This window comes from Sphaerisporangium sp. NPDC049457 (genome assembly GCF_055586705.1).
The window spans coordinates 1-20,115 of sequence record NZ_JBVJHR010000007.1; the positions used below are offsets into that span (position 1 = coordinate 1).

Genomic DNA, 20,115 nt, shown 5'->3' on the forward strand with positions numbered 1-20,115 from the left:
CGGTGCGCTGCCCGCCACGCCCGCGGTGCGCTGCCCGCCACGCCCGCGGTGCGCTGCCCGCCACGCCCGCGGTGCGCTGCCCGCCACGCCCGCGGTGCGCTGCCCGTCCCGCCCGCGGTGCGCTGCCCGTCCCGCCCGCGGTGCGCTGCCCGTCCCGCCCGCGGTGCGCTGCCCGTCCCGCCCGCGGTGCGCTGCCCGTCCCGCCCGCGGCCGTGCCTCTGCGGGACGATGGTGGGTGACGCGCGTGCCGCGCGCGCCGCGGATCTCCGTTGACGCGCGGCGGCCCCGGTCGTACGGTCTGGGCGGGGAAAGCGCTTTCCCAACCGGAGAGGAGAACGGGTGACCACTCTCGGCGTCGTCATGAACGGGGTGACCGGGCGGATGGGCTACCGCCAGCACCTGGTCAGGTCCGTCCTCGCGATCAACGAGCAGGGCGGGGTCCTGCTGTCGGACGGCCGCCGGGTGACGCTGCGGCCGGTGCTCGTGGGACGCAGCGCCGCCAAGCTGGCCGACATCGCGGCCAGGCACGGCGTCCCCGACTGGACCACCGATCTGGACGCCGCCCTCGCGGACGAGCGCAACGTCGTCTACTTCGACGCGCAGACCACCAACGCCAGGGTCGCCGCCGTCACCCGGGCGATCCAGGCCGGCAAGCACGTCTACACCGAGAAGCCCACGGCGGAGAACCTCGCCGGCGCGGTCGCCCTGGTCCGGGCGGCGCGGCAGGCGGGCGTCAAGAACGGCGTCGTCCAGGACAAGCTGTTCCTGCCCGGGTTGCTCAAGCTGCGACGGCTGATCGAGAGCGGCTTCTTCGGCCGCGTCCTGTCGGTGCGCGGCGAGTTCGGCTACTGGGTGTTCGAGGGGGACTGGCAGCCCGCCCAGCGCCCGTCGTGGAACTACCGGGCCGAGGACGGCGGCGGCATCGTCCTCGACATGTTCCCCCACTGGACGTACGTGCTGGAGACCCTGTTCGGGCGGGTGGAGGCGGTGACCGCGCGGGCGGTCACGCACATCGGCGAGCGGGTGGACGAGCACGGCCGGCCGTACAAGGTCACCGCCGACGACGCCGCCTACGCCATATTCGAGCTGGCGGGCGGCGTCATCGCCCAGATCAACTCATCGTGGGCGGTGCGGGTGAACCGCGACGAACTGGTGGAGTTCCAGGTCGACGGCACGCACGGCAGCGCCGTCGCGGGGTTGCGCCGCTGCCGCGCCCAGCACCGCGCCCTCACCCCGATGCCGGTGTGGAACCCCGACCTGCCCGCGACCGAGCCCTTCCGCGAGCAGTGGCAGGAGGTGCCGGACAACGCCGGCTTCGACAACGGCTTCAAGGTGCAGTGGGAGATGTTCCTCCGCCATGTCCTGGAGGACGCGCCGTTCCCGCACGACTTCGCCTCCGGCGCCCGGGGCACGCAGATCGCGGAGCTGGGCCTGCGCTCCTCCGAGCGGGGCACGCGCGTCGAGGTGCCCGAGGCGGCGGTGTGACCGCCGTCACGCTGCCGGGCCAGGACCGGGCACTGCGCACCTACCGCCTTCGCGAGCCGGTCGCCTGGACCCCGCCGCCGTCGCCGCCGCGCGACCGGGTCGCCTACGCGGCCGCGCACGTGGTCGCCGACCCGCTCGCCCCCCAGGCGCCCGGCTCCCCGGCCGCGCTGGACTGGGACGCCACCCTGCGGTTCCGCCACCACCTGTGGTCGTACGGGCTGCGGGTGGCCGACGCGATGGACACGGCCCAGCGCAACATGGGCCTGGACTGGGCGGCCACGCGGGAACTGATCCGGCGCAGCGCCGCGGAGGCGCGCCACCACGGAGACCCGGCCGACCTGCTGGCCTGCGGCGCGGGCACCGACCACCTGCCCGGGGCCGCCACGCTGGAGGAGGTCGTGGCCGGCTACCTGGAGCAGGTCGCCGTCGTCCAGGAGGCCGGCGCCCGCGTCGTCGTCATGGCGAGCCGGCAGCTCGCCCGCCTCGCCCGCGGCCCGGAGGACTACCACGCGGTGTACGGCAAGGTGCTCGGCCAGGCGGAGCGGCCGGTGATCCTGCACTGGCTGGGCGAGATGTTCGACCCCGCCCTCGCCGGATACTGGGGGTCGCGCGATCAGGACGCCGCCACCGAGGCGTTCCTCGCGCTGGTCCGCGACCACGCGCGCCGGGTGGGCGGCGTCAAGGTCTCGCTGCTGGACGCCGCCCACGAGGTGCGGCTGCGAGAGCGGCTGCCGGCGGGCGTGCGGCTCTACACCGGCGACGACTTCAACTATCCCGGCCTGATCCGCGGCGGCAGTCACGCGCTGCTCGGCATTTTCGACCCGATCGCGCCCGCCGCGGCGGCGGCCCTGCACGCGCTCGACGGCGGCGACGCCGAGCGGTTCGAGTCGATCCTCGCGCCGACCGTGCCGCTCGCCCGCAAGATCTTCGAGGCGCCGACCTACCACTACAAGACCGGCATCGTCCTGCTGGCCTGGCTCGCCGGCCACCAGGACGCGTTCGTGATGGTGAACGGCGCGCACAGCGCCCGGTCGATCGTCCACCTGGCGGAGGTGTTCCGCCTCGCCGACCAGGCAGGCCTCCTGCCCGACCCCGAGCTGGCCGCCGCCCGGATGCGCTGCCTGCTCGCCACCGCCGGGGTGACCGCGTGACCCCCGCCGCTTCCCGCCTGTCCCTCAACCAGTGGACGACCCGCCGCTGGTCGATGCGCGAGGCGGTGCAGGGTTGCGTACGTCACGGCGTTCCCGCGATCGGGGTGTGGCGGGAGGCCGTGGCCGAGCAGGGCCTGGCCGCGACCGCGAAGCTGATCACGGACGCGGGCCTGCGGGTCTCCTCGCTGTGCCGGGGCGGGTTCATGACCGGCCCCGGCCACGCCCTGGACGACAACCGGGCGGCGGTCGACGAGGCGGCCGCCCTCGGCGCCGCCTGCCTGGTGCTGGTGGTGGGCGGCCTGCCCGGAGTCGCCCCAGGTGGGGCTCGCGAGGACGGCTTCAGCCGTGACCTGCCCGCCGCGCGGGCCCGCGTGGCGCAAGGACTAGCCGAACTGGTCCCGTACGCCGCCGAGCGCGGCGTGCGGCTGGCCCTGGAGCCGCTGCATCCCATGTACTGCGCCGACCGCGCCGTGCTGTCGACGCTGCGCCAGGCGCTCGACCTTGCGGAGCCGTACCCGGCCGGGCGGGTGGGGGTGGTGGTCGACACCTTCCACCTGTGGTGGGACCCCGATGTCCTGCCGCAGATCGAACGGGCCGGCGCCCGCATCGCGAGTTACCAGGTGAGCGACTTCCTGGTGCCGCTGCCCGCCGACCCGTTGCTCGGCCGCGGCATGATGGGCGACGGCGTGATCGACTTCCGGCCCCTCACCACGGCCGTCGAAGCCGCCGGCTACCGGGGCGACATAGAGGTCGAGATCTTCAACGCCGACATCTGGGCCACCGACCCCGACGACGTGGTCGCCACGATGAAACGGCGCTTCGCCACCGAGGTCGGCTGAGTTCGTCAGCGGGAGAGTCTCGCCGGGTCGGCCGCGGATGTCACCGCGTCCTTCTCCGTGGGAGTCAGCAGTCCGGTGTCGGCCCAGTCGCTGGCGATGCCGGCCACCGCGGACCGGAACCGTCCGTGGTCGGCGAAGGACAGGCTCCACATGCGGTCCAGCTATGAGCCGGCCTCAACTTGGCCGTCGGCTTGAACGAAGCGCGCGGCGAAGGCGTGGCGCCGTCCCGCCTGAATAACGGGACATCGCCGCGTGGCGGAGGGGGCCCGCGCCTCCTCCGCCACGCGGCGCGCCCGGCGGGACCCGCGCGCCGGGACGGGCCACGCGGCGACGGGGCCGAGCTCAGATCAGAGCGCCTGCACCCAGTAGGGCGCGACGTCCATCCAGCCGTTCGCGGCCGCGCCGTTCAACCGGCCACTGCTGCCGGTGGACAGCGTGTACCAAGAGTCGACGTAGTCGGGATCGTCGGTCCACCAGGAGGTGGGGATGGCGGACAGGATGGCGCTGACCAGCGGGATGTACGCGCCGCCGTCCGCGATCGTGAGCAGCGCGGCGGTGATGGCCTGGGCGAGCTGTTGATAGTTGGTGTCCCCGTCGTCCTCCATCATCACGACGTCGGCCAGGTTGTACTTGTAGGCGGAGAAGTGCACGAGGAGCTGGTTCGGGTAATAGGTGGTGCCGTCGTTGTCGAGGTAGGGCATCTGGACGACGTTCACGGTGGCCTTGCCGTCCAGGCCGAACCCGCCGACGATGCTGTAGATCTCGGCTGATCCCTTGATCCAGGGCTCCTTGTCGTCGGACAGCCGGACGGCGTTGACCTTGGTCGCCCAGTACCCGCCGCCCTGGGCGGTGGCGAGCGGCTCCGCGGCCGTCACTCCGCCGGCGGCGAGGGTGTCCCGCATGACGTCCAGCCCCATGGGAAGCGCCTTGGCCACGTCGACCTCGACCACCAGCACGGGACGCCTCGGGGCCTTCGCCGGGTCGAGGACGACCTTGCCGCCGAGCGGGTCGTAGGCGGTGATCGGCGCGGGCTCGTCGTCGGTGGGCGCGGCCGCGACCAGAGGCACCTCTCCGCGCGCCAGCGCGGCGGCCATGTCCGGGGTCGCCGGCCGCAGCCGCAGTAGCGACCCGCCGGACGCGGGGAGCCCCTTGGCCGCGAGGACGGCCCGGTTGGCGGCCTGCGCCGCGCGGCCGAGGCTGGTGCCGGATCCGAGCGCCAGCAGGTCGGCCGGTCCGGACGCGGTGGCCGAGGCCGTGCGGTCGCGCACCGTCCGGTCGGCCAGGGCGGCGGCGACCTGGCCGGCGAGACGGTCGGTGGCGGTGAACACGGCGTAGGCGGGCGCCGCGGCGGATCCTGCGCGCGACGGCTCGGTCAGGGAGGCTGGGGAGCCGGAGACCGGAGTGGTGGAGGCCGGGGAGGTGGAGGCCGGGGAGGTGGACGGCGGGGAGGTGGGGGCGGCCGCGGCGGTGCCGCAGGTCAGTGCCAGCGCGGCCACTGTGGCGACGGCGGTCATGAGGACTCGGGTCACGAGCCTTCTCCTTCTGCTCAGGGTTCCGGCTCGGAGGGGTGTCCTGGCCGGAGCAGCGAGACAGATGGAGAGTGACAAGTTTTGACGATCTAGGAAATGTAGAGACTTGCTGAGGAGTCAATGGTGCTTTAGCGCCTTTTACCGCTCACCGAGACCGGAGCGCCGCCCTTCCGACCTGCTTGGAGGGGAAATAGTGCTGCACCATCCGGACGAGACCCCGCGTCCTGCGCGATCCTCCCGCACGGTCGCCCCCTTGAAGCTCCGCGCAGCGAACTGCCGCAGTGCGGCGTCCCGGATGTGCTCCCGCGGTCTCGCGCCCACAGGCCCCGGCTCGACGTCCACGCGCGACCAGGCTTTCGAGGGCGGCCGCCCGCCGCGAACTTGACGCCGCCGCGAACACCGTGACCTCGCCGGCGCCGCCCGTGGCGGCCGGCTCGGAGGCGGTGGCCGTGGAGGCGGCCGGTCGGACTCGGCGAGCCGCTGGGTGTAGCGGATCGCTCGCGAATCCGGGCCGCACGCCTGATGGGCTCCGCTCGCCGAGCACGCGCGCGGTGTACGCCTCGAAGGCCGCGGAGTCGACCAGAGCCCGCGGGTCGACATCATCGACGAACCAGGGAACCGGATAGTCGGAGTCGGCGCGGAACTCCGCCACGGCGGCCAGGAACGATGTCATCAACCTGCTGGTCGGATCGACGAATGCCGGCATGGCGACCATGATGCCTGCGAAGGCGGGCAGGGCCACACTGTGCGGCGCCGCCCACCACCGCCGGCAGACCTACCGTGTGCGGGCCGAAGTCGGGGTCGGGCATCCACCAACTGCGCCACGCCCACGCCATGGAGCTCATGCATCTCGATCCACTGGTGCCGTCCGAGACTCCGGACCATGATCGATTGAAGATCTGGACGTGTGTGATGGGAGGTGGCCGGCGCGATGATGGACGGCGTGATCGGATGGATGCGGCGGATCCCGCGATGGGCGGTGGCACTGGTACTCGTGTACGTCGTCATCCTGATTTTCGTAGGCACCGCGTCGCACCTCACCGATTTGGTCCGCGGCGGCCTACGGCCCTACCACTGGGCTCCCGGCTGGCTGAACCTGTTCTGGACCTCATTGATGATCTTCGATACGGCGGCGGCTGCGCTTCTGACCCTCGGCAGGAGGGTCGGTGTGGATCTGACCTGCGCCATCATGGTGACCGACCTGGCGGCCAACTGGTACGCGGTGTACGGCATCCAGCACAGCGACTTCTCGGCCCAGCCCGGCTTGCAGCGCATCACCGCCTTCGCGCTGTTCGTCTTCATCACCGCCCCTCTCCTGCGCCGCCGCGGCTTTCGCGCAATGCCCGCCGACGCCGCCGCACAACAAGCGCGACCGCAGGTCACGACGCCCGAGCCATGATCGAATGCAGATTCTCTGAACCAGATCAAGGCGGCCCCGCCGACGGCGGGGCCGCGGGGTGCTACCCGTATTCGCCACGCTCGCATTTCGCTCGGTGTGCTTGAGATCAGCAGGTGGTGTCGGCGGGCGGAAGTTCACCGGTGGTGAGGTAGCGGGTGACCGTGGCGTTGAGGCAGGGGTTTCCGTAATGCGGGAACGGGGCGTGGGTCTGGGCGTCGATCGTGACGAGGCGGGATCCGTGGATGCGCGCGGCGACGGCCCTGCTCACGGACACCGGCACCGCCACGTCCCGTAGGGCCGCCACGACCAGGGCGGCCGGCGCGCGGTTGTGGTCGAGCCGCACCGGCTCGTCCTTGGCGGGCGGCCAGAACGCGCAGGGGTTGATGTTGGCGTTGCCCGGCCCGAACAGCGGGTGACGCGCCCGGTAAGCGGCGATGTCGCGCAGGTAGACGCGCGGGTCGCGCGGCCAGGGGGCGTCGGCGCAGCGGTAGGCGGTGTTGGTGGCGGTGTGGTGGCCGGCGGGCACACCGGGCACGCCCTCCGGCGGCGCGGGACGGATGGGAAACGGCACGAACGGCTCCCGTCCGGCGGCGACGGCGGCGAAGGCCGCGGCGACCATGCCGAAGGCACGCTCGTCGTAGATCCCGGCGACCAGCAGGGCGCCCAGTTCGCCGCCGGTCCAGGCGTGGCCGGCGATGACGATGGGCGCCCGGGTGGCCCGTTCGAGGATGCCGGTGAGCGCGGCATGCGCCTTCGCGGTGGTGTCCCCCAGGCCGTATTCGGCGTGCCGCGCGGCGACCCAGGCGGCGAAGGCCATCGTGCCCTCCTCGAACGCCGGGGTGCGGCTCAGCTCGAACGGCCGCCAGATCGTGTCGGCGTTCACCGGGCTGTCCAGCACGAACCGGTCCACGCGGTGCGGGAACAGCGTGCCGTAGACGGCGCCGAGCAGTCCCGCGTACGAGCCGCCCAGGTAGGAGATCTTCTCCTCGCCGAGGGCCGCACGGATGAGGTCCATGTCGCGGGCGGCGTTCGCGGTGGTGGCGTGCGGCAGGGCCCAGCCGGAGGCGCGCACGCAGTCCTCGGCGTACCGCCGGGCCTCGGCAGCCTCGGCGGGGAAGCGTCCGGGTGTCGCGGGCCGCACCCAGAACCCGCCCGGCTCCTCCTCGGGCCGCCCGCAGCCGATGGGTGTGCTGCGCTCGACGAACCTCATGTCGAATCCGACCAGGTCGTAGGTGGCGCGGACGTCGGCGGACAACGCGGTGGCGAGGCTCGCGGGCAGCGGAACGCCCGGCCCGCCCGGTCCGCCGCCGGTGGTGAGCAGCACCCCCCGGCGCCGCTCCGGGTCGGTGGCGGGCAGCCGGGAGATCACGATGGAGATCTTGTGGCCGGACGGGCGGCGGTGGTCGAGGGGGACGGTTACCCGGGCGCACAGCAGGTCCGGCGCGCTCACTCCGGCGCACGCCTCCCACCGCAGCCCCGGGCGTCCAGCAGCGGCGGCGGTGCCGGGGGCGGCGACGGTGGAGACCGCGAGGGCCGCTGCGACGACCGGTGCGAGCGCGGCGACCGGCACCGCACGGGCGAGGCGTCCGAGCCCGGCCTGCCCGCGCGCCGTACGGGTGAGCCACCCGAGCCCGATCCGTCCGCGCGCCGTAGGGGTGAGGCGCCCAAGCCGGCCCCGTCCGCGTGCCGTAGGGGCGAGTGGCCCGAGCCGGTCCCGTACGCGCGCCGTTCGGGACAGGGCCGCGCTCGCACCGTCCTGCTCTTCGTCGACCGGCACGGTCGCAACGGTGGGCGAGGGGTAGGCGCCGAGCGGGGCTTTGCGTACGGGCATGAGTTCCCCTGTCGTGCAGGCGGTCCGCGATCGGCTCGGGGGGAGCCAAGCCCTGACGATCACCTGGCGCGCGGGCCGCGTCAAGCCAGGGGCACCGACCTGATCATGTCGGCCCTGGTCAGGGGATCGCCGCTCATGATCGTTTTCATGGCGTTTTCATGGCTCCGTAAGGACGTCCGGCTATGGCGTGGAGGTCAAGGTGGCGTCCGGGCGGTCGACGTACAGCTTGCTGGATTCGGCGAGTGGGGCGGAGCCGGAGAAGTTGGTGTTCACCTCGGTGCGCTCGGCGGCGCTGGGGTTGGCGTTGGTGCAGCTCACCGGAGCGCTGGAGCCGGACATCAGGTCGCCGCAGCGGCCCGTCCGGCGGTCGGGGAGGCCGAGGATGTGGCCCATTTCGTGGGTGGCGATGCGCAGCGGGTAGTAGCCCTGGGCGGTCGCCTCGCGGCCCATCCAGATGGTCCCGCGGCCCAGGCCGGTCACCTGGGTGCGCGGCCAGCCGTTGTCGGCGAGCACGACGAAGTCGGCGGGGGTTCCGGCGACGAGCCGGACGTTGGTCACCGCGGCGTTCCATACCTGTGCGGCCTGGTCCATGACGGCGCGGAACTCGGCGGCGCGGCCGGCGTCGTACCGCAGCACCCGCACTGCGACTCCGGCCTGCGCGGAGGCCGCCGGTGCGGGTGAGAGTGAGATGAGGAAGGCCAGTCCAAGGAGCAGGGCAGAGACGGTGCGAAGGATTCTTGACACGAGAATCGAGTCTCCTCAGGGTGGGGGACGGCCACCGCGAGGCGCACCGGAGGGGTCATCGGCGCGGCGGGCGCCGATGACCTGCGGAGTCCTCAGGTGGGGCTGGTGCCAAGGTATGCGCGGCGAGACCCACAGGGGATACGCCAGTTGTCCCCTACCACCGAGTTATGGACTGCATCAGCGTCTTGGGCGGCTCGGTTCGGCTCAGCGTTATGGGTGGCGCGCTGGGGGCGCGCTGTGAAGCGGCTCATGGGCGGGGACGGGGTGGGTGGGTACATGGGCGGAGCGAGGAGGAGGGCAAGGGGTATGGGTGGACGCGGTGGGCAGCCGGCCTTTGGCGGTGGCTGAGGGCGCCGGGGGACGGGGTGCGGGCGGATCAGGGGGTTTCGAAGCCGGCGTTGGTCAGGGCGTTCTTGCCTTGGGGGGAGAGGACCAGGTCGGTGAACTGCCGGGCCAGGCTCGCGGCGGGTGCCTTGGTCAGCGTCGCGATCGGGTAGTCGTTGATCGCCTTGTCGGCCTCGGGGAAGGCGATGCCCCGCACCTTGCCCGCCGAGGCGAGCACGTCGGTCGTGTAGACCAGTGCCGCGTCCACCTCGCCCAGCTCGACCTTCGTCAGCGTGGCCTTGACGTCCTGCTCCAGCGTGACCGGCTCGACCTTCAGCCCGGCGGCGTCCAGCGCCTTGACGGCCGCGACCCCGCACGGCACCTGCTCGGCGCACAGCGCCACCTTGACCTTCGGGTCGGTCAGGTCGCGGAGATCGTCCACCTTGGCCGGATTGTCGGCGGGGACGGCGATCTGCAGCTTGTTGCGCGCGAACGTGGCCGGCGCGCTCGCCAGACCGGCATCGGTGACGATCTGCATGGTGGCCGGGCTGGCGGCGGCGAACACGTCCGCCGGCGCACCCTGGACGATCTGCTGGGCCAGGGTGGCGCTGGAGCCGAAGTTGAACCTCACCGAGGTGCCCGGGTGCGCCGCCTCGAAGGTCTCGCCCAGCTCGGTGAACGTGTCGGTCAGTGACGCCGCCGCGAACACCGTGACCTCGCCGGCGCCGCCCGCGGCGGCCGGATCGGAGGCGGTGGCCGTGGAGGCGGCCGGTCGGACAGAGCCGCACCCGGAGAGCCCCAGGGCGAGCACGAGGGCGACGCCCCACCGGGAAGGACGGCCGAACACCGCGGGCCTTCTCACTGGCCACCGGCCGCGCGTTCGTGGCCGGGGAGCTCGACGACGACGTTGGTGGACTTGATCACGGCGACGGCCACCACGCCCGCCGTCAGCCCGAGCTCGTCGACGGCCTGCCGGCTCATCAGCGACACCACTCGGAACGGCCCGGCGGCGATCTCGACCTGGGCCATCACCGCGTCCTTGATCACCTCGGTGACGATGCCGCGGAAGCGGTTGCGCGCCGAGGAGCGGCCGCCGTCGACCACCTCGACCTGCGAACGGGCGAAGGCCGCAAGATCGGCGCCGTCGACCCGCCGGTGACCGTGCTCGTCACGCTCGGCCGCCAGCCGGCCCGCGTCCACCCAGCGGCGGACGGTGTCGGAGCTGACCCCGAGCAACGCGGCGGCCTCACTGATCCGGAACGTCGTCACAGGCTAACCATATATTCCGCATCTGCGAGGTCAATAGCGATCATTCGCCGCAGAAGCGGGTCGTATGACGGTTGTGCCATCGCGTCCGCAAGAGCTTGGTGCGGGTACGCGGCCGCTCGCCTCGCCGAGGATCACACTGCTTGGGTCCGTGGTCTCGGCGCCGGGTGCGCGTCGCGCGTGGCCGGTGGGTAAGGCGGCGGAGGCCGAGAGGCCAGGTAGCGGAGGTCGAGGGTCAGGCGGCGGAGGCTGAGGGGTTGTCGGCGGCCCAGTCCAGCAGGGACTCGGCGGTGGAGAAGCGGCGGTTGGAGACGTCCTCGCCGAGGATCACGCCGACCAGGCGGCGGCCGTCGCGGTCGGCGGCGAAGGTCAGGCAGAATCCGGCGGCGTTGGTGAACCCCGTCTTCACGCCGAGCACGCCCGGCTCGCCGAGCAGGTGGTTGGTGTTGGTCCAGGTGTAGGCCCCATGCTCGGCCGTCTCGTCGAGCGAGTGGCTCGCGGTCGAGGTGACCTTCGTGAAGGTCGCGTCGCGCAGCGCCGCCGCGGCCAGCCGGGCCTGATCCCGGGCCGTGGAGTAGCCGTCGCCGCCCGGCATGGGCAGCCCGTCGGCGTTGACGTACAGGGTGTCGCGCAGGCCGAGCCGCTTGGCGGCGGCGTTCATCTTGGCGACGAAGCCTTCGACGCCGGGGCCGTAGGTGCGGGCCAGGGCGTGGGCGGCGTCGGCGCCCGAGGGCAGCATCAGCCCGTAGAGCAGTTCGCCCACCGGGACCCGGTCGCCGGGACGCAGATCGGCGCTCGTGCCGCCGTGGTCGTCGGCGTAGCTCTGGTCCGCGCCGGTGATCTTGATCGTGTCGGTGAGCCGGGCCTCCTGCAGGACGACGTAAGCGGTCATCACCTTGGTCAGGCTCGCGATCGGCAACCGGTCGCCGGCGTTGTCGTCGAGCAGGGCCTTGCCGGTCGAGGCGTCCAACAGGTACGCGGCGCGCCCGTAGACCTCCGGTTCCAGGCGGGTCGCGCCCGCCTGGGCGGTGGCGATCGTGCCCGGGGCGGAGCGGGCCGGCGCCTGCGCCGACTGGGCCGACGCGGGGGAGGCGACCCCGATGACCAGGGCGAACATGGCCGCGCACGCGCCGGTGATGATGTTCTGTCTACGCACGAGCTTCAGGCTGCCATGGCGTTATGAGTGGTTTCGTGGGCCTTTGTGGAAAACAGTCCTGTTCTTTACGGCTGGAGGAGGTTAGTGGGGCTGTTGCGGCCCGGGGTGCGACGACCGGCCCGCCGACCGGCGCTGGCGTCCGGCCGCCGTCCGGTGTGGCGTCGGGCGCGGTGACTGGCGCGGTGACCCGGTGCGGTGCGAGAGCCGTGGTCGGCCTTGTGTCGGCTGTCCGGCTTGTTCCACTTGACCTTGAATCGTAGCCGCGCGATCGTCGACCGGGTTAGGCTGCCAAGCCCTGCGACCGGGCGCGGCGATCGGAAGGGCATCTCATGGACGGTGGTCCTGGCGGCGGATCGGCGTCCCAGGCCGGCGGCGGGGCCGGCAGTGGCCGGTTCCTCGCCCTGACGGCATCCCCAATGGCCGTCCTGACGGCCGCCCCACCGGTCGCCTCGACGGCCGCCCTGATGGCCGCCCCGCCGGCCGCGGTGCTGACGCTGACCCCGGCCGCGGTGCCGACGCTGATGCCGGTCGTCGATGCCTCCGCCGGCCGCGTCGTCGGCGTGGTCCGGCGAGCCGGGTAGAACAGGAGCCGGAGATGCACGATCCAGTCGATTCCGCCGAGTCGCCGTTACCCCCGTATCCCCTGCTGGAGGCGCTGCGAAGCGCGCCAGGCAGCCCCGCCTTCGAACACCGGGGCGCGATCACCTCACGCGGTGAGCTGCTGGACCTCATCCGGCGCCTGGCCAACGCGCTGCGCGACGCGGGGCTCGGTCCCGGCCGGGGCGTCGCCCTGTACACCGGGGTCTCCCCGGAGGCGTTCGCCGCGCACATGGCGGCGCTCGCGCTGGGCTGCCGCGTGTTGTGCGTACGCCCCGGGTACACCTACCGCCGGCTCGCCCATGTGCTCGGCATGCACATCGACGCCGTGGTCGTCGACGGGTCGACGGCGACGCCGGAGCTGCTCCGCGCGGCCGGGCCGGCCGCGGTGCTGTCCCTCGGCCCCGTCACGGGTGCGGCCGACCTGATGGCGCACCCCGGCGGCGACCGCTTCCCCGCCGTCACGGTCCACCCGCACGACGTGGCGCTGCTGACCTTCACCAGCGGCAGCACCGGGGAGCCCAAGGGCTGTGCGTTCACCTACCGTGCGCTCGACGCGCACTGGTCGTGGCAGCCCCGCGTGTGGTCACCGGTCGCGACCACACTGGCCGGGTCCTTCGAGCGGTTCCTCGTGTTCGGCACCCTGGCCGCCACGGTGATCATGGACTACCTGATGCTGTGCCTGCTCGGCGGCGGCACCGCGGTGATCCCCGAGGAGGACGGAAGGCCGCTGTTCCCGTACGTGATCGAGCGGCACCGGATCACCGGCTCGGTCATGGCGGCGCCCCGGCTGTGCCGCATGCTCGACCTGCTCCGCACCGAGCGGGCCGACGTCGGCAGCCTGCGCGCGCTGATGGTCGGCGGATCGTCGATCAGCGGTCACCGGCTGAGGGAGGCGGTGGACCGGCTGGGCCCCGTGGTCTACCACGGGTACGGGACGACCGAGTCCGGGCTGATCTCCATCCTCACCCCGGCCGACATCGCCGCCCTCCCGGACAGCGCGCCGGACTCGGTCGGCCGCCCGCACACCGGGGTCGAGGTCGGCGTACGCGACCAGGAAGGCCGCCCGGTCGCCGCGGGAGAGTCCGGCGAGGTCCACGTCCGCACCCCGTACATGATGACCGGCTACTGGGGCCGGCCGGAGGAGACCCGTGAGGTGCTGCGGGACGGCGTGCTGCGCACCCGCGACCTCGGCCGTCTCGACGAGGACGGCCTGCTGCACCTGGACGGCCGCATCAGGGACGTCATCATGGTCAACGCCGCGGTGGTGTACGCGGGCCCCATCGAGCGCGTGCTGGCAGGCCACCCCGACGTGGCGGAGGCGTACGTGGCCGGCGCGCCGGACGAGCGCACCGGGGAGTCCGTCCACGCGTTCGTCGTGCCGGCCGCCGGCCGCACCCCCGACCCGGACGCGCTGGCCGCGCTGGTGCGCGCCGAGTTCGGCCCTGAGGAGGTTCCCGCGACGATCACGACGGTGTCCGACGTGCCGGTCGCGCCCAGCGGCAAACCGGACAAGCGCGCCCTGTTGGCGCGGTATGGCCCGGCAGCGGGTTGATCGATAGATTTCCGGCTACTTGTACCGACTGTTCGTCGTCTCTCCTATACAACGGTCGAGGAGCTACCGGAGGGCGGCACGTGCTGGCGCAGGTTGAGGAATGCATCACGGCCGGACGGCTGGACCAGGCGCTGAGCCTGCTCGGCGACCCGGCCGGCCCCGATGCGCTGCGCCTGCGGGCGGTGACGCTGCTGAAGATGGGGCGCAGCCGGGAGAGCGAACGCGTCTTCGACGCCTACCTGGCCCGATGCCCGCCCGGCGAACTCCGCGACCGGAACCTCGAGGCGGCCCTGGCGTTCGGGGACGCCTGGGAGAACGTCCGTGCCGCCCGCTACGCCGCCCGCGCGGTGGCGGCCGATCCGTGTCACGCCGAGGCACACGAGCGGCATGTCACCTTTCTGGCGTTCGCCGGCCGTACGGGCGAGGCGCTGCGGGAGGCTCGTGCGGCGGTCGAGCGCTGCCCGGACAGCGCACCGCTCTGGCTGCTGCTGGCCCGGCAGGCGGCCGAGGCCCGTCTGCCCGGTGACGCGCTGCGGGCGGCCCGCGCCGGTCTCCTGCGCGAACCCGGCGATCCCGGCCTGACGATGGTGTGCGGCGTCGCCCTTCTCGACCTGCTGCGGCTTGCCGAGGCCGGCGAGGTGTTCGCGTCGCTGCCGCCGGACAGGTGGCGGGAGGCCGCCGGCGCGCACACCGCCCGCGGCCACCACGCGCTCGCGCTGCCCTTCCTCGACCGGGCGTTCCAGGCGGGCCGCTCCGCCGGCTCGCCGCCGGACATCGGGGCGATCTTGGGCCGGCTCTCCTGCCTGCGCGCCCTCGGCAGGCACCAGGAGGCCGAGGCATGGCGGGCGGACCCCGGGTTCCCGCCGGAGGCCGGGGCGGCCGATCTGGCCGCCCGGGGACACCCGGCGCGGGCCGAGCGCGCGGCGGACGCGGCCGGCGAGCAGGTCACCGCCACGACCTGGGCGGACATCGCGGAAGCCTACCGGGAACGTGGCCGCGAGACCGACGCGCTGCGCGTCATCGAACACGCCCTGCGGGTCTATCCCGATGACGCGGCGCTGCTCAGGTCGCGAGCGTCGTCGCTGGTCGGCCTCGGCCGCAGGGCCGAGGCGCGGGAGGTCCTGGAACGGCTCCGCCAGGAGGCCGAGGGCGTGGAAGCCGAGGGCGTGGAAGCCGAGGGCGTGGAAGCGGCGCGGCTGTACGCGGACGCGGGCCTGACGGACGACGCGGTCCGGCACTACAGGGCGGCGGTCGCGCGGCACCCCTGGGACCCGGACGCGTGGCGTGTCCTGGTCGGGCTGCTCATCGAGGACCGGCGTCACGGCGAGGCGGTCAGGGCGGCGAAGGCGGCGATCAGCAGCAGGCCGGGCGATTCCGGGATGTGGGACCTCGCCCGCGAGGCGCATCTCGCCCGAGGCCGGCGGCGCCGCGCCCTGCGGGCGGCCCGCCGCGCGGCCACCTGCGAACCCGGCCATATCGAGGTCTACCGGGGACAGCTCGCCCTGCTCATCGAGCTCGGCAGGTGGCGCCGGGCCGAGGCGCTCGCGCGGACGGTGGCGGCGCGTCACCCCGACGGGGCCGACCTGCTGTGCGACGTGGCCGAGGCGCTGGACACCCAGCGCGCGGACACCTCCTTACGGCTGCTGGACGAGGCGGCCCTGCGCGACCCCGAGGCGACACGTCCCCTGGCGGCGCGGGCGAAGGCGCTGCTCGCCGTGCACGCCTTCGCCGAGGCGGAACGGACGCTCGAAGAGCTGGTCGCCCGGTGCGGCGGCGGGGGCGAGGTCCTGCTCACGGCCGCGCAGCTGCTGTCGGACATGGACCGCGACGAACGGGCCGCCGCCTACGCGCAGAAGGTCATCACGCGGGTCCCCGGCCACGCCGAGGCGTACGCGGCCCGGGTCCGCTATCTCTACTACGCCGATCTGGAGGACCAGGCGCAGAGCACCGCCCGCGAAGCGGTCACCCGGATGCCGGGGAACGTCGCGCTGTGGGAGCAGCTGATCCGTTACGGCCCGGCGACCGAGGCGATGCGGACCGCCGAGGAAGCGCTCGCCCTGTTCCCCCGGGAGCGGCACGCGGAGATACTCCCTCAACTGGCGGACGCGGTGGAGTCCAGCGGGGCGGCGGAGGCGGCGCTGACCCTGCGGCGGCGGGTGCTGGACCAGGAGCCGGGCGACCCCGCCGTGCTCACGGCGCAGGCGTCCCTGCTGGAGACGCTCGGCTGCACGGTGGAGGCCGTACGGCTGCTCACCGCGGCGCCCGGCGACGACGCGGCGGACCGGCTGGCCCGCCTGTATGAGCGTCACCGGTTCTACGCGCTCGCCGGCCTGGCGTACGGCCGGCACGCGGGGACGTGGAGCGTGGCGGGCACGTGGCTCCGCAGGGAGGGACGGCTCGGCGGCGGCCCTGTGCGGTGGCTGCGCCGCCGCGTCCTCGCCTTCGACCGCAGCGTCATGAGCACCTGGCAGAGCTGGCACTTCAACCTGCGGGTGCTGGACTCCCTCGACATCCCGCAAGACGGCCGCGCGCCGGCCGTGCGCGCCGAGGTCGAGTCGTACCACCTGCGCTGGGCGCGAGCCGAGCAGCTGATGAGCACGCTCCTCGACCCCGGGCGGCGGGTCGCCGCCGGGCTCGGGGCGCTCGCCGGCGGAGTGGCCGCCGTGCGGGCGAACGTCGCCTCACCGGGGGCGGCGGTCACGGCCGCCCTGGCCGCCGCGACGCTGCTCGCCGTGATCGCGGCCGGATACCGGGTGACGTTCGTCAAAGGCGCCCTGATCGCGGGTGGTTGCGCGGCCGCCGCCATGGCGCTGTCGAGGACGGGCCTCGGCCCGGCCGCGGCGACCGCCGGGGTCATCCTGCTGGGTCAGTCGTCCGCCTACGCCGCGCGCGGCGCGTTCGTCTGGCTGCACAGGCGCCTCGGGAGCGTGCCGGTCAAGGTCATCCGCCGGCGCAACGCCCGGGCGGCCGTCCTCGACCGGCTCTTCGACCTGATCCTGCGGCTGGAGCGGCCCGTCGCCGGAAGCTCTCCCATCGAGCGCCGATATGACGCCTGGTTGCTCGAACAGGCCGCCCAGGGCATGGAGCGCGACCTTCCCCGGCAGCTCAGGGCATCGGACGCCGGAATGGACCAGTGGCTGACCGAGCGGGCCGCCGCGGCCGCGTGCGCCCTGCGCCGGCTCAAACGGCAGATCCTCACCTCCGGGCCCGGCGATCTCGGACCGGTGCGCGCCGAGTTGCGCCGCTGCGCCGGCGCCATCGCCGGCGGCGAGCTGTCGCGCCTGCGCCAGGCGAAGGCCGAGGCGGCGGTGGCCGCACCGGGGTGGCGCGGCCGCGTGCTGCCCGTCACCCGGGCGGTCGCCGTCATGGGCCTGCCGGTCCTCGGCGTGATCGCCGTCCGGCCGCTGCTCGGACTGGACGCCGAGACCTACCGCTCGGCCCTGCTCGCCGGCCTCGTCTGGGCGCTGCTGTACCTGCTGCTCGTCCTCGACCCCGCGCTGCGCGACAAGATCGAGACCGCCCGCAGTCTGCTGTCCTCGGCGTCCACCCCCGCCAAGCCGGACGCCCCGGCCGAACCGAAGCCCGACGGGCGTCAGGGATCGGGGACGTAGCGGGCGGCGAGCTCGGCGGCGATGCGGGCGAGCTCGCGCCGGACGGAGGGAGGTTCGAGAACCTCGACCATCGACCCCCAGCCGGCGAGGTGGCGGGCGATGTCCAGCGGAGTCGGCGCGGCGAGGCGCACCCGGGTGCGCCCGTCGCCGGCCTCGCCGTCGGTGCGGCAGTGCCGGCCGAACTGGTCGTGGAGCACCCGCGCGAACCTGGTCTCGACCAGTACGGTCGCCCAGGTGCGTGAACGCCGCCGTTCCATCTCGCCGACGACCTCCTCCCAGGCGGCGGCGAGGGTGAAGTCGTCCGGACGGTCGGCGGGCAGCGCGGTCGGCTCGGCCTCGGCGATCCGGTCGACCCGGAAGGTGCGCCGCCCGCGCTCGGTGCCGGCGAGCAGGTACCAGACGTCGTCCTTGGCGACCAGCCCCCACGGGTCGACCAGCCGTTCGCCACGCTCCCGCCCGCGTCCCGCGTAGGTGAGACGGACCTTCTGCCGGCGCACGACGGCCGCCTGCAGCAGGTCGACCAGCGGCGGCCGGTCCCGGTCGCGCTCGCCCCACCGGGCCGGGTCGACCACCGTGGCCTGCGCGGCGGCCTCGGCGTCGGCGCGGAACGTCGTCGGCAGTGCCCGCACGAGCTTGCGCAACGCCGTCCTGGCCTCGGCGGAGACGGCCGCGGCCGGGCCGAGGAGGAGGAACAGCGCCTGCGCCTCGGCCGCCGACAGGCCGCTGAGGTCGGTGCGGGCGCCGCCGACGAGCGACCAGCCGCCGCCGCGTCCGGGCTGCGGATAGACCGGGACGCCCGCGGCGGACAGCGCCTCCAGGTCGCGGCGGGCGGTGGCGACGGACACCTCCAGCTCGGCGGCCAGCTCGGCGGCGGTCACCCGGCCGCGGGACTGCATGAGCAGCAGGACGGCGACAAGACGGTCGGCTCGCATGCCGGAAGCCTGCCAAACAAAGTGCTCAATCGGTGAGCACTTTGACGGAGAGGATGGTCTCAGAAGCGGACGAGAAGCCGACGAGAAGGGCACGACATGCTGCGAGGACCAGCCACCGTCAACCTCTGGGCCGACGATCTGGAGGCGGCCAGGAAGTGGTACTCCGACCTGCTGGACGCCGAGCCGTACTTCGAGCGGCCGGGCGGCGGGCGGCCGGCCGCCTACTACGAGTTCCGGATCGGCGACCACCAGACCGAGCTCGGCCTCATCGATCGGCGGTACGCGCCGCCGCAGGCCGCCGAGGGCCCCGGAGGAGTGGTGCTCCACTGGCACGTGGACGACGTCCAGGCCGCGCTGGAGCGGCTGCTGGCCCTGGGCGCCACGCCGTACCTGCCGCTCACCGAGCGCGGCGAGGGGTTCGTCACCGCCGCGGTGGTCGACCCGTTCGGCAACGTGCTGGGCGTCATGTACAACGAGCACTACCTGGAGAGGCTGGGCGGATGACGCACCGTGCGTGGTCAGGTGGTCGCAAAGCGGTGACAATCTTCTGGGTGCGAGGGCCGTCCGGGCGGGGCGCGCGCCGGGCGGGAGGGTATGGGCTGGGCAACGCCGCCGCCGGAACGCATCGGACGGGCCGGCGGGCGCCTTCTCGGATCGGACGGGCCGGCGAGCGACTTGTGGAGGCAAGGTGCGAAATGCGATGAGACGCCGCAGGGAGGCCGGCTGCTCGCCCGCCAGGGTGTCGCCCGGCGCCGGGTGGCAGGCGTGCGCGGTGCTCGTGTTCGCGGTGTCCGCGGCCCTCGCCTTGCCACAGGCGCCCGCGCGGGCCGGGGCGGTTCCCCGGCGGCCGCACGCCGGCCTGGTGGCCGGCGACCGGGGGCCCATCGTGATCGGCAACGGCCGGCGCAATTACAACTACTCGCAGGTGCTGAGCCCCACGAATATGCGCGGCATCCAGCACGTGTCCAACGCGAGCGTCACCGGGCACGCCCCGTCCCAGTCCGGCTACTGCAACAAACGTCGCCGGGTCTGCCACATTTCAGAGAAATTCTGGATCGTCCGCAAGCGCTGACGCGCCGCCCCGGAGGCCTCCCGCCGAAGGCCAGGGCCGTGGCCCGCGTCCGGGCCCGCCGGACGCACGGCCACGCAGGGGGGTCGGTTGGGACCATGACGTGACCGGTTTAGATGACGAAACGGGCTCATAGGGCGCTACCGTTTACGGAGTGGAGGAGATCGATCGTCGAATAGTGATGCTGCTGGCCGCGGACGGCCGCATGAGCTTCACCGACCTCGCCAAGGAGACCGGCCTGTCGGTGTCGGCCGTGCACCAGCGGGTGCGCAGGCTGGAGAAGCGCGGCGTCATCCGGGGATACGCGGCTCTCGTCGATCACGACGCGGTCGGCCTCCCGCTCACCGCGTTCGTGTCGATCAAGCCGATCGACCCTTCGGCCCCCGACGACGCGCCCGAGAAGCTCGAACATCTGACGGCGGTCGAGGCCTGTCACAGCGTCGCCGGCGACGAGAGCTACATCCTGAAGGTGCGGGTTGACTCCCCGATCGCGCTGGAGCACCTGTTGCAGCAGATCAGGGCGTCGGCGAACGTCTCCACCCGCACCACCATCGTGCTGAGCACCCCCTACGAGCACCGCACCCCCGACCTCACCGCAGAACCCTCGTAGCCTTCCCCGCCCACCGC

At 73.4% G+C, this 20,115-nt stretch carries 18 protein-coding genes; 10 read left to right on the forward strand and 8 right to left on the reverse strand.

Features of this window, described 5'->3' with window-relative positions:
• The first annotated feature begins 360 nt into the window (after positions 1-360).
• The 3 genes from ACZ6QO_RS12430 to ACZ6QO_RS12440 are packed head-to-tail and all read left to right on the forward strand — an operon-like array spanning position 361 to position 3,475.
• Positions 361-1,485, forward strand: coding sequence for a Gfo/Idh/MocA family protein (locus ACZ6QO_RS12430; RefSeq protein ID WP_465850687.1), 1,125 nt, complete (start codon positions 361-363; stop codon positions 1,483-1,485).
• Complete coding sequence (locus tag ACZ6QO_RS12435) at positions 1,482-2,636, forward strand: dihydrodipicolinate synthase family protein (protein ID WP_465850173.1); 1,155 nt, start codon at positions 1,482-1,484, stop codon at positions 2,634-2,636. The genes ACZ6QO_RS12430 and ACZ6QO_RS12435 overlap by 4 nt, the downstream gene beginning before the upstream one ends.
• Entirely contained in the window at positions 2,633-3,475 is an 843-nt protein-coding gene (locus tag ACZ6QO_RS12440) for a sugar phosphate isomerase/epimerase family protein (protein WP_465850174.1), read from the forward strand. Before ACZ6QO_RS12435 ends, ACZ6QO_RS12440 begins: the two co-directional genes overlap by 4 nt.
• 5 nt (positions 3,476-3,480) lie before the next feature.
• On the opposite strand, the gene ACZ6QO_RS12445 is transcribed toward ACZ6QO_RS12440, so the two are convergent.
• Positions 3,481-3,627 carry a hypothetical protein gene (locus tag ACZ6QO_RS12445; protein ID WP_465850175.1) on the reverse strand — a complete coding sequence of 49 codons (147 nt, stop codon included), beginning with the start codon at positions 3,625-3,627 and terminating at the stop codon, positions 3,481-3,483.
• A 195-nt stretch (positions 3,628-3,822) separates the two neighbouring features.
• The gene (locus ACZ6QO_RS12450; RefSeq protein ID WP_465850177.1) at positions 3,823-5,004 is read right to left on the reverse strand and encodes a DUF3103 family protein; all 1,182 of its coding nucleotides are present in this window, start codon (positions 5,002-5,004) and stop codon (positions 3,823-3,825) included.
• A gap of 931 nt (positions 5,005-5,935) precedes the next feature.
• Here ACZ6QO_RS12450 and ACZ6QO_RS12455 point away from each other — a divergent pair.
• A complete protein-coding gene (locus ACZ6QO_RS12455) occupies positions 5,936-6,403 on the forward strand; it encodes a hypothetical protein (RefSeq protein ID WP_465850179.1) in 468 nt (155 codons plus the stop codon).
• A 106-nt stretch (positions 6,404-6,509) separates the two neighbouring features.
• Here ACZ6QO_RS12455 and ACZ6QO_RS12460 read toward each other — a convergent pair whose 3' ends face one another.
• From ACZ6QO_RS12460 to ACZ6QO_RS12480, 5 genes are all read right to left on the reverse strand, one after another.
• The gene (locus ACZ6QO_RS12460; RefSeq protein ID WP_465850180.1) at positions 6,510-8,234 is read right to left on the reverse strand and encodes an alpha/beta fold hydrolase; all 1,725 of its coding nucleotides are present in this window, start codon (positions 8,232-8,234) and stop codon (positions 6,510-6,512) included.
• A 180-nt stretch (positions 8,235-8,414) separates the two neighbouring features.
• Complete coding sequence (locus ACZ6QO_RS12465) at positions 8,415-8,978, reverse strand: snapalysin family zinc-dependent metalloprotease (RefSeq protein WP_465850181.1); 564 nt, start codon at positions 8,976-8,978, stop codon at positions 8,415-8,417.
• Positions 8,979-9,354: 376 nt separating this feature from the next.
• Positions 9,355-10,149 carry a molybdate ABC transporter substrate-binding protein gene (gene modA, locus ACZ6QO_RS12470; RefSeq protein ID WP_465850182.1) on the reverse strand — a complete coding sequence of 265 codons (795 nt, stop codon included), beginning with the start codon at positions 10,147-10,149 and terminating at the stop codon, positions 9,355-9,357.
• Between the two features lie 11 nt (positions 10,150-10,160).
• A complete protein-coding gene (locus tag ACZ6QO_RS12475) occupies positions 10,161-10,571 on the reverse strand; it encodes a TOBE domain-containing protein (RefSeq protein WP_465850184.1) in 411 nt (136 codons plus the stop codon).
• Positions 10,572-10,803: 232 nt separating this feature from the next.
• Positions 10,804-11,724: a D-alanyl-D-alanine carboxypeptidase family protein gene (locus tag ACZ6QO_RS12480; protein WP_465850186.1), complete on the reverse strand. Its 921-nt coding sequence runs from the start codon at positions 11,722-11,724 to the stop codon at positions 10,804-10,806.
• A 329-nt stretch (positions 11,725-12,053) separates the two neighbouring features.
• Between ACZ6QO_RS12480 and ACZ6QO_RS12485 the strand changes: the two genes are divergently transcribed.
• From ACZ6QO_RS12485 to ACZ6QO_RS12495, 3 genes are all read left to right on the forward strand, one after another.
• Entirely contained in the window at positions 12,054-12,305 is a 252-nt protein-coding gene (locus tag ACZ6QO_RS12485; protein WP_465850187.1) for a hypothetical protein, read from the forward strand.
• Positions 12,306-12,319: 14 nt separating this feature from the next.
• On the forward strand, positions 12,320-13,876 hold the full coding sequence (locus tag ACZ6QO_RS12490; protein ID WP_465850189.1) for a class I adenylate-forming enzyme family protein: 1,557 nt from the start codon (positions 12,320-12,322) through the stop codon (positions 13,874-13,876).
• An 80-nt stretch (positions 13,877-13,956) separates the two neighbouring features.
• Positions 13,957-17,487 carry a tetratricopeptide repeat protein gene (locus ACZ6QO_RS12495; protein WP_465850190.1) on the forward strand — a complete coding sequence of 1,177 codons (3,531 nt, stop codon included), beginning with the start codon at positions 13,957-13,959 and terminating at the stop codon, positions 17,485-17,487.
• Here ACZ6QO_RS12495 and ACZ6QO_RS12500 read toward each other — a convergent pair.
• Complete coding sequence (locus ACZ6QO_RS12500) at positions 17,469-18,419, reverse strand: helix-turn-helix transcriptional regulator (protein ID WP_465850191.1); 951 nt, start codon at positions 18,417-18,419, stop codon at positions 17,469-17,471. The genes ACZ6QO_RS12495 and ACZ6QO_RS12500 overlap by 19 nt on opposite strands.
• A gap of 96 nt (positions 18,420-18,515) precedes the next feature.
• On the opposite strand from ACZ6QO_RS12500, the gene ACZ6QO_RS12505 reads away from it, so the two are divergent.
• The 3 genes from ACZ6QO_RS12505 (at position 18,516) to ACZ6QO_RS12515 (ending at position 20,098) form a co-directional block, all read left to right on the forward strand.
• A complete protein-coding gene (locus tag ACZ6QO_RS12505) occupies positions 18,516-18,923 on the forward strand; it encodes a VOC family protein (protein ID WP_465850193.1) in 408 nt (135 codons plus the stop codon).
• 196 nt (positions 18,924-19,119) lie between these two features.
• On the forward strand, positions 19,120-19,491 hold the full coding sequence (locus tag ACZ6QO_RS12510) for a hypothetical protein (RefSeq protein ID WP_465850195.1): 372 nt from the start codon (positions 19,120-19,122) through the stop codon (positions 19,489-19,491).
• Positions 19,492-19,642: 151 nt separating this feature from the next.
• Positions 19,643-20,098 carry an Lrp/AsnC family transcriptional regulator gene (locus ACZ6QO_RS12515; protein ID WP_465850196.1) on the forward strand — a complete coding sequence of 152 codons (456 nt, stop codon included), beginning with the start codon at positions 19,643-19,645 and terminating at the stop codon, positions 20,096-20,098.
• Positions 20,099-20,115: the final 17 nt, after the last annotated feature.

What these genes read in the sequence shown, in the direction of transcription:
- ACZ6QO_RS12430 (WP_465850687.1), top strand. Translation starts at nt 361, where the DNA reads ATGAACGGGGTGACCGGGCGGATGGGCTACCGCCAGCACCTGGTCAGG.
- ACZ6QO_RS12445 (WP_465850175.1), bottom strand. Translation starts at nt 3,627, where the DNA reads ATGTGGAGCCTGTCCTTCGCCGACCACGGACGGTTCCGGTCCGCGGTG.
- ACZ6QO_RS12455 (WP_465850179.1), top strand. Translation starts at nt 5,936, where the DNA reads ATGATGGACGGCGTGATCGGATGGATGCGGCGGATCCCGCGATGGGCG.
- ACZ6QO_RS12460 (WP_465850180.1), bottom strand. Translation starts at nt 8,234, where the DNA reads ATGCCCGTACGCAAAGCCCCGCTCGGCGCCTACCCCTCGCCCACCGTT.
- ACZ6QO_RS12485 (WP_465850187.1), top strand. Translation starts at nt 12,054, where the DNA reads ATGGACGGTGGTCCTGGCGGCGGATCGGCGTCCCAGGCCGGCGGCGGG.
- ACZ6QO_RS12490 (WP_465850189.1), top strand. Translation starts at nt 12,320, where the DNA reads ATGCACGATCCAGTCGATTCCGCCGAGTCGCCGTTACCCCCGTATCCC.
- ACZ6QO_RS12500 (WP_465850191.1), bottom strand. Translation starts at nt 18,419, where the DNA reads ATGCGAGCCGACCGTCTTGTCGCCGTCCTGCTGCTCATGCAGTCCCGC.
- ACZ6QO_RS12505 (WP_465850193.1), top strand. Translation starts at nt 18,516, where the DNA reads ATGCTGCGAGGACCAGCCACCGTCAACCTCTGGGCCGACGATCTGGAG.
- ACZ6QO_RS12510 (WP_465850195.1), top strand. Translation starts at nt 19,120, where the DNA reads ATGAGACGCCGCAGGGAGGCCGGCTGCTCGCCCGCCAGGGTGTCGCCC.